Genomic DNA, 5,422 nt, shown 5'->3' with positions numbered 1-5,422 from the left:
TAACAAGTCAGCGCCGCCCAAGCCGCAAGGTGGAAGGCGAAGTTCTTTAACAATCAACAGCCGATAAGCGTGGGCGTTTGAAGGCGAGTGCCAGATGTGTTGGTGACAATGCATCAGGTCTCATGACCTTAAACGCTCACTGAATTGAATTTTCATGCAAGTGAAGTTCACTTCAATTCTTTGAGTAATTTTATCAAGATCGAACTGAAGAGTTTGATCCTGGCTCAGATTGAACGCTGGCGGCATGCCTTACACATGCAAGTCGAACGGTAACGCGGGGCAACCTGGCGACGAGTGGCGAACGGGTGAGTAATATATCGGAACGTGCCCAGTAGTGGGGGATAGCCCGGCGAAAGCCGGATTAATACCGCATACGACCTAAGGGTGAAAGCGGGGGATCGCAAGACCTCGCGCTATTGGAGCGGCCGATATCAGATTAGGTAGTTGGTGGGGTAAAAGCCCACCAAGCCGACGATCTGTAGCTGGTCTGAGAGGACGACCAGCCACACTGGGACTGAGACACGGCCCAGACTCCTACGGGAGGCAGCAGTGGGGAATTTTGGACAATGGGCGCAAGCCTGATCCAGCCATGCCGCGTGCGGGAAGAAGGCCTTCGGGTTGTAAACCGCTTTTGTCAGGGAAGAAACGCTCTGGGCTAATACCCTGGGGTAATGACGGTACCTGAAGAATAAGCACCGGCTAACTACGTGCCAGCAGCCGCGGTAATACGTAGGGTGCAAGCGTTAATCGGAATTACTGGGCGTAAAGCGTGCGCAGGCGGTTATGCAAGACAGATGTGAAATCCCCGGGCTTAACCTGGGAACTGCATTTGTGACTGCATAGCTAGAGTACGGTAGAGGGGGATGGAATTCCGCGTGTAGCAGTGAAATGCGTAGATATGCGGAGGAACACCGATGGCGAAGGCAATCCCCTGGACCTGTACTGACGCTCATGCACGAAAGCGTGGGGAGCAAACAGGATTAGATACCCTGGTAGTCCACGCCCTAAACGATGTCAACTGGTTGTTGGGAAGGTTCCTTCTCAGTAACGTAGCTAACGCGTGAAGTTGACCGCCTGGGGAGTACGGCCGCAAGGTTGAAACTCAAAGGAATTGACGGGGACCCGCACAAGCGGTGGATGATGTGGTTTAATTCGACGCAACGCGAAAAACCTTACCTACCCTTGACATGCCTGGAATCCTGCAGAGATGTGGGAGTGCTCGAAAGAGAACCAGGACACAGGTGCTGCATGGCCGTCGTCAGCTCGTGTCGTGAGATGTTGGGTTAAGTCCCGCAACGAGCGCAACCCTTGTCATTAGTTGCTACGAAAGGGCACTCTAATGAGACTGCCGGTGACAAACCGGAGGAAGGTGGGGATGACGTCAGGTCATCATGGCCCTTATGGGTAGGGCTACACACGTCATACAATGGCCGGTACAGAGGGCTGCCAACCCGCGAGGGGGAGCCAATCCCAGAAAACCGGTCGTAGTCCGGATCGCAGTCTGCAACTCGACTGCGTGAAGTCGGAATCGCTAGTAATCGCGGATCAGCTTGCCGCGGTGAATACGTTCCCGGGTCTTGTACACACCGCCCGTCACACCATGGGAGCGGGTTCTGCCAGAAGTAGTTAGCCTAACCGCAAGGGGGGCGATTACCACGGCAGGGTTCGTGACTGGGGTGAAGTCGTAACAAGGTAGCCGTATCGGAAGGTGCGGCTGGATCACCTCCTTTCTGGAAAGAAGCACTCAAGATCAAGCGCTCACACTTATCGGCTGTTGTTGACGACAGACTACCCGGCGTGCGGGTCTGTAGCTCAGTCGGTTAGAGCACCGTCTTGATAAGGCGGGGGTCGTTGGTTCGAATCCAACCAGACCCACCATCAACGCGGGGGTGTAGCTCAGCTGGGAGAGCACCTGCTTTGCAAGCAGGGGGTCATCGGTTCGATCCCGTTCACCTCCACCAAGACAGATTAAAGCGGCCAGTGCATGAAGTGTGCTGGCCGGTTTGATCGTTTGATCGGCTGTCGTTCTTTAACAATTCATAGAGTCGAAATCAGCGCTGTTGGCGGAAAGCATTTTCGGATGCGCCGTGCCGCCAACGGCAAAAGATTGCGTCAAAACAACTTCAATTTCAGAGATTGAAGTTCGGCATAACGCGTAAATACTCAAAACAGTCATTGACCGATGCCTGCCGTCAGCAGGTGTCAAAGTTATAGGGTCAAGTGACTAAGTGCATGTGGTGGATGCCTTGGCGATTACAGGCGATGAAGGACGTGGTAGCCTGCGATAAGCTTCGGGGAGCTGGCAAATAAGCTTTGATCCGGAGATTTCCGAATGGGGAAACCCTACCGTAAGGTAATCGCATGATGAATACATAGTCATGCGAGGCGAACCGGGTGAACTGAAACATCTCAGTAGCTCGAGGAAAAGACATCAACCGAGATTCCGAAAGTAGTGGCGAGCGAAATCGGAAGAGCCTGCACGTTTTAGCAGTTGGTTTATCAGAACGGTCTGGAAAGTCCGGCCATAGCGGGTGATAGCCCCGTATGAAAAAAATCGATTGTGGAACTAGGCGTGCGACAAGTAGGGCGGGACACGTGTAATCCTGTCTGAATATGGGGGGACCATCCTCCAAGGCTAAATACTCGTAATCGACCGATAGTGAACTAGTACCGTGAGGGAAAGGCGAAAAGAACCCCGGGAGGGGAGTGAAATAGATCCTGAAACCGCATGCATACAAAAAGTCGGAGCCCGCAAGGGTGACGGCGTACCTTTTGTATAATGGGTCAGCGACTTACATTCAGTGGCAAGCTTAACCGAATAGGGAAGGCGCAGGGAAACCGAGTCCGAATAGGGCGTTCAGTCGCTGGGTGTAGACCCGAAACCAAGTGATCTATCCATGGCCAGGATGAAGGTAGGGTAACACCTGCTGGAGGTCCGAACCGACTAGTGTTGCAAAACTAGCGGATGAGCTGTGGATAGGGGTGAAAGGCTAAACAAACTTGGAGATAGCTGGTTCTCTCCGAAAACTATTTAGGTAGTGCCTCAAGTATTACCGTCGGGGGTAGAGCACTGTTATGGCTAGGGGGTCATGGCGACTTACCAAACCATTGCAAACTCCGAATACCGATGAGTACAGCTTGGGAGACAGTGCACCGGGTGCTAACGTCCGGACACAAGAGGGAAACAACCCAGACCGCCAGCTAAGGTCCCCAAAATTGGCTAAGTGGGAAACGAAGTGGGAAGGCTAAAACAGTCAGGATGTTGGCTTAGAAGCAGCCATCATTTAAAGAAAGCGTAATAGCTCACTGATCGAGTCGTCCTGCGCGGAAGATGTAACGGGGCTAAGCCAGTTACCGAAGCTGCGGATTTGCACGCAAGTGCAAGTGGTAGGAGAGCGTTCTGTAAGCCTGCGAAGGTGGATCGTGAGGTCTGCTGGAGGTATCAGAAGTGCGAATGCTGACATGAGTAGCGTTAAAGGGGGTGAAAAGCCCCCTCGCCGAAAGCGCAAGGTTTCCTACGCAACGTTCATCGGCGTAGGGTGAGTCGGCCCCTAAGGTGAGGCAGAGATGCGTAACTGATGGGAAACAGGTCAATATTCCTGTACCGATGTGTAGTGCGATGTGGGGACGGAGAAGGTTAACTCAGCCAACTGTTGGATATGTTGGTTCAAGCTTGTAGTCGTGGTCCTTAGGCAAATCCGGGGACTTTAGATGAGGAGTGATAACGAGGCGGCTTGCCGCCGAAGTGAGTGATACCCTGCTTCCAGGAAAAGCCACTAAGCTTCAGCTACACACGACCGTACCGCAAACCGACACTGGTGCGCGAGATGAGTATTCTAAGGCGCTTGAGAGAACTCTGGAGAAGGAACTCGGCAAATTGACACCGTAACTTCGGAAGAAGGTGTGCCTTTAGTAGGTGAAGTCGTACAGACGGAGCCCAATGAGGCCGCAGAGAATCGGTGGCTGCGACTGTTTACTAAAAACACAGCACTCTGCAAAGACGAAAGTCGACGTATAGGGTGTGACGCCTGCCCGGTGCTGGAAGATTAAATGATGGGGTGCAAGCTCTTGATTGAAGTCCCAGTAAACGGCGGCCGTAACTATAACGGTCCTAAGGTAGCGAAATTCCTTGTCGGGTAAGTTCCGACCTGCACGAATGGCGTAACGATGGCCACACTGTCTCCTCCAGAGACTCAGCGAAGTTGAAATGTTTGTGATGATGCAATCTCCCCGCGGAAAGACGGAAAGACCCCATGAACCTTTACTGTAGCTTTACATTGGACTTTGAACAGATCTGTGTAGGATAGGTGGGAGGCTTTGAAGCGGTGCCGCTAGGTATCGTGGAGCCAACGTTGAAATACCACCCTGGTGTGTTTGAGGTTCTAACCTTGGCCCGTTATCCGGGTTGGGGACAGTGTATGGTAGGCAGTTTGACTGGGGCGGTCTCCTCCCAAAGTGTAACGGAGGAGTTCGAAGGTACGCTAGGCACGGTCGGAAATCGTGCTGATAGTGCATTGGCATAAGCGTGCTTGACTGCGAGACTGACAAGTCGAGCAGGTACGAAAGTAGGACAAAGTGATCCGGTGGTTCTGTATGGAAGGGCCATCGCTCAACGGATAAAAGGTACTCTGGGGATAACAGGCTGATACCGCCCAAGAGTTCATATCGACGGCGGTGTTTGGCACCTCGATGTCGGCTCATCTCATCCTGGGGCTGTAGCCGGTCCCAAGGGTATGGCTGTTCGCCATTTAAAGAGGTACGTGAGCTGGGTTTAAAACGTCGTGAGACAGTTTGGTCCCTATCTTCCGTGGGCGCTGCAAGATTGAGAGAGCCTGCTCCTAGTACGAGAGGACCGGAGTGGACGCACCTCTGGTGCATCGGTTGTCACGCCAGTGGCATAGCCGAGTAGCTAAGTGCGGAAGAGATAACCGCTGAAAGCATCTAAGCGGGAAACTCGTCTCAAGATGAGTCTTGCCGGGGCCTTGAGCCCCCTGAAGAGTCGTTCGAGACCAGGACGTTGATAGGCCGGGTGTGGAAGCGCAGTAATGCGTTGAGCTGACCGGTACTAATTGCTCGTGCGGCTTGACCCTATAACTTTGACATTGGCCAGACTGGCCTTGGGTTGTCAAACGGGTTATGCCAGAGACGCAATCTGCTGATTAAAGACTCTATGAATTGGCTGCGGCGCACAAGTTGCGACGCGGCAAACAGTCAAGCCTGATGACCATAGCAAGGTGGTCCCACTCCTTCCCATCCCGAACAGGACAGTGAAACGCCTTAGCGCCGATGATAGTGCGGGTTCCCGTGTGAAAGTAGGACATCGTCAGGCTATTTACCAGAATGGGCCCCAACCGAAAGGTTGGGGCCCTTTCGCCTTTGGGCACTCCATTCGGCCAAGGCCGCTGTAGCGATTGTCGGTAAC

2 tRNA genes and 3 rRNA genes are annotated in these 5,422 nt (G+C 53.1%); all 5 read left to right on the top strand.

From position 1 onward, the window contains the following. Positions 1-201: 201 nt before the first annotated feature. Positions 202-1,730, top strand: a 16S ribosomal RNA gene (locus tag JMV16_RS18025). Between the two features lie 71 nt (positions 1,731-1,801). Continuing rightward, positions 1,802-1,878: transfer RNA gene (locus JMV16_RS18020), tRNA-Ile, on the top strand. A 7-nt stretch (positions 1,879-1,885) separates the two neighbouring features. Beyond that, positions 1,886-1,961: transfer RNA gene (locus tag JMV16_RS18015), tRNA-Ala, on the top strand. Between the two features lie 253 nt (positions 1,962-2,214). Continuing rightward, positions 2,215-5,090, top strand: a 23S ribosomal RNA gene (locus JMV16_RS18010). 126 nt (positions 5,091-5,216) lie between these two features. Beyond that, a 5S ribosomal RNA gene (rrf, locus tag JMV16_RS18005) occupies positions 5,217-5,329 on the top strand. Together the 16S, 23S and 5S rRNA genes with 2 tRNA genes alongside form the textbook arrangement of a ribosomal RNA operon. The last annotated feature ends 93 nt before the right edge of the window (positions 5,330-5,422 follow it).

Source organism: Rubrivivax sp. A210, from assembly GCF_904426505.1.
GTDB lineage: Bacteria > Pseudomonadota > Gammaproteobacteria > Burkholderiales > Burkholderiaceae_C > Rubrivivax.
The sequence above is the reverse complement of the archived record's forward strand: the minus strand, read 5'-3'. Positions and strand labels throughout refer to the sequence as shown.